3 protein-coding genes are annotated in these 3,333 nt (G+C 61.1%); all 3 read right to left on the bottom strand.

The features are described 5' to 3' along the window. The coding region (gene truB, locus ACUTJJ_RS24930; RefSeq protein WP_445543769.1) for a tRNA pseudouridine(55) synthase TruB at positions 1-789 on the bottom strand (789 nt) is incomplete at its 3' end. 3 nt (positions 790-792) lie between these two features. After that, entirely contained in the window at positions 793-1,209 is a 417-nt protein-coding gene (gene rbfA, locus ACUTJJ_RS24925; RefSeq protein ID WP_004439055.1) for a 30S ribosome-binding factor RbfA, read from the bottom strand. 139 nt (positions 1,210-1,348) lie between these two features. Further along, the coding region (gene infB / locus ACUTJJ_RS24920; protein ID WP_445543768.1) for a translation initiation factor IF-2 at positions 1,349-3,333 on the bottom strand (1,985 nt) is incomplete at its 5' end.

The following is a 3,333-nucleotide window of genomic DNA, read 5'->3' as shown; positions in this document are numbered from 1 at the left end:
GTCGTTGACGATGAGGCGTGGAAGGGCGGAAAGCGCCTCCGCCGTGTCGATCAGATAGGCGTCCAGCGCTTCCAGCCGCTCGTCGCGGTCTTCAACGGCTTCCAGCGCGGTGAGAGTCTCTAGCGGCACCATCATGTCTTCGCCGAAGGGCGCGACCATGGTCCGGCGCAGTTCCGAGATGTGGCCGAAACAGCCGAGATCGCGGCCCATGTCGCGTGCCAGCGCCCGAACATAGGTGCCCTTGCCGCACTCGACTTCGAAATGCGCTGTATCGGCATCGGGGCAGGCCAGCAGCGTCAGGCGATGGATTTCCACCTCGCGCGCGGGAATTTCCACGGTCTCGCCGTCTCGCGCCAGATCATAGGCACGCTCGCCGGCGATCTTGATGGCGGAAAATTGCGGCGGGGTCTGCATAATCATGCCGGTATAATTGGGCAGAAGATCGCGGATCGCTTGCTCGTCCGGGCGCCGGTCAGAGGACTCGACCACCTCGCCTTCCAGATCGTCGGTCGCGCGTTGCTCGCCCCAGGTCACGGTGAATTCGTAGATCTTCCGGCCGTCCATGACGTAAGGCACGGTCTTGGTGGCGTCGCCGAGCGCGATTGGCAGCATGCCGGACGCGAGCGGATCGAGCGTGCCGGCATGGCCGGCCTTCTGGGCGTTGAAAAGCCACTTGATCTTGGAAACGGCCTCGGTGGAGCCGAAATCGAGTGGCTTGTCGAGGATCAGCCAGCCCGAAATTGGACGGCCTTTGGGTTTGCGGTTCTGCTGTTTGCGTGGTTTGGACATGCTTCAGTTCTGTTCGTCGTCTTTTTCGTTTGAAGGTCCAAGATCGCGCTGCACTTCGGGCGAGCGCAGAAGTGCGTCGATCTTCTGGTAGTTGTCGAAACTCGTATCGTCGCGGAAACGCAGTTCCGGCATGTATTTCATCTGCCGAAGCTGCGGGCCGAGGCGGCCGCGCATGAACTTGGCGTGGCGGTTGAGTGCCGTGATGATGTCGGTGTGATCGGCAACGCCGAGCGGCGTTACGTAGGCAGTCGCGATCTTGAGATCGGGAGACATGCGCACTTCCGAAATGGAAATGACGGTGCTTTCGATCAGATCGTCGCGGACTTCGCCGCGCTGGAGAATCTGGGTCAGGGCGGCGCGCACCTGTTCGCCGACGCGCAGCATGCGTTGCGAAGGGGCCGATGATGTTGCTTTTGCCATTGGTTATGCCTCAAACGGAGCGAGCGCCGGTAAGCCGGCGCCCGACAGTAAAGTCCTGTTCTGCGGCGAGAATGCTCTAACTCTTTGTTTTATCGCATTTCCGGACGGAAAACCGGGGTCCACTTTTCCTGGAATTGCTTTAGAGCGTTCTCGTGATGTGTTCGACGCGGAAGCACTCGATGGTGTCGCCGGCGCGGATGTCTTCGTAGTTCTCGAAGGCCATACCGCATTCCTGACCAACAGGCACTTCGTTGACTTCGTCCTTGAAGCGCTTGAGGGTCTTGAGCTTGCCTTCGTGGATAACGACGTTGTCGCGAACCAGACGCACGCCCGCACCACGTTCCACCTTGCCTTCGACGACGCGGCAACCCGCGACCTTGCCGACCTTGGTGATGTTGAACACCTCGAGGATTTCGGCATTGCCGAGGAAGGTCTCGCGACGTTCCGGCGAAAGCAGGCCCGACATCGCCGCCTTCACGTCATCCACCAGATCGTAGATGATGTTGTAGTAGCGGATTTCGATACCGGCGCGTTCGGACGCCGTCCGTGCCTGTGCGTTGGCGCGAACGTTGAAGCCGATGATCGCGGCGTTGGAGGCCTCGGCAAGCGAGATATCCGATTCCGTGATGGCACCAGCACCGGAATGAACGATCCGAGCGCGGACTTCGTCGGTGCCGAGTTTGTCCAGCGAAGCGATAATGGCTTCGACCGAGCCCTGGACGTCTGCCTTGATGACGAGCGGGAATTCCTTCATTCCCGAGGTCTGAAGCTGGCTCATCATCTGCTCCAGCGAACCACGCTGACCGGTCTGACGGGCGACAGCCTTGTCACGGGCCAGACGCTGGCGGTACTCGGAGATCTCGCGAGCACGGCTTTCGTTTTCGACAACCGCGAAACGGTCGCCGGCCGAAGGCGTGCCGGAAAGGCCGAGAATCTCGACCGGCATGGCCGGGCCGGCTTCCTTGACGTGTTCACCCTTGTCGTTGACGAGCGCGCGGACACGGCCCCACTGATCACCGGCAACGATGATCTGTCCGGGCTTCAGCGTACCCTTCTGAACCAGAACCGTGGCAACGGCACCGCGGCCGCGGTCGAGCTCGGCCTCGATGACCGTACCTTCCGCCGTGCGGTTCGGGTCTGCCTTGAGGTCGAGGATTTCGGCCTGCAGCAGGATCGCTTCAAGCAGCTTGTCGAGGTTGAGCTTGTTCTTGGCCGAAACTTCGACGTCAAGAACTTCACCGCCCATCGATTCCACGAAGACTTCGTGCTGCAAGAGCTGCTGGCGAACCTTGTCAGGGTTGGCCTCGTGCTTGTCGATCTTGTTGATCGCAACGACGATCGGAACACCCGCTGCCTTGGCATGGTTGATGGACTCGATCGTCTGCGGCATCACGCTGTCGTCTGCGGCAACCACGAGGACGGCAATATCCGTCGCCTGCGCACCACGGGCACGCATGGCCGTAAAGGCGGCGTGGCCGGGCGTATCGATGAAGGTGATCTTCTGACCGTTCTTCTCGACCTGATAGGCGCCGATATGCTGGGTGATGCCACCGGCTTCACCGGCAACGACGTTCGCCTGACGGATAGCATCGAGCAGCGAGGTCTTGCCGTGGTCGACGTGACCCATGATGGTGACGACGGGCGGACGGGCAACCATTTCGCCCTCGTCGTCCGTCTGGTTGAAGATGCCTTCTTCCACGTCGGATTCAGAAACGCGCTTGACGGTGTGGCCAAATTCGACCGCGATCAGCTCGGCCAGATCGGCGTCGATCACGTCGCCCGGCTTCATCATCTGGCCTTCCTTCATCAGGAACTTGATGACGTCGACCGCACGTTCGGACATGCGCTGCGACAGTTCCTGAATGGTGATGGTTTCCGGCAGGATCACTTCGCGCATCACCTTTTCACGGGTCTCCTGCATCTGGCTGCGGCGGAACTTTTCCTGCCGGCGGCGCATGGATGCCATGGAGCGGCCACGTGGCGTACCGTCTTCATCCAGATTGGACGAGGTCACGGTCAGCTTGCCACGGCGGCGTTCTTCTTCTGTCTTCAGGCGGGCAGCCGGTTTGGCCGGCGCAGGTGCTGCGACCTTGCCGCGAACCGGCAGGTTGCCACGGCGTGCGC

The sequence above is a fragment of the Agrobacterium sp. DKPNP3 genome (genome assembly GCF_052686535.1).
This window is presented reverse-complemented; position numbering and strand designations above follow the sequence as displayed.

Coding starts and splice junctions, on each gene's coding strand:
- rbfA (WP_004439055.1), bottom strand. CDS start 1,209: ATGGCAAAAGCAACATCATCGGCCCCTTCGCAACGCATGCTGCGCGTC.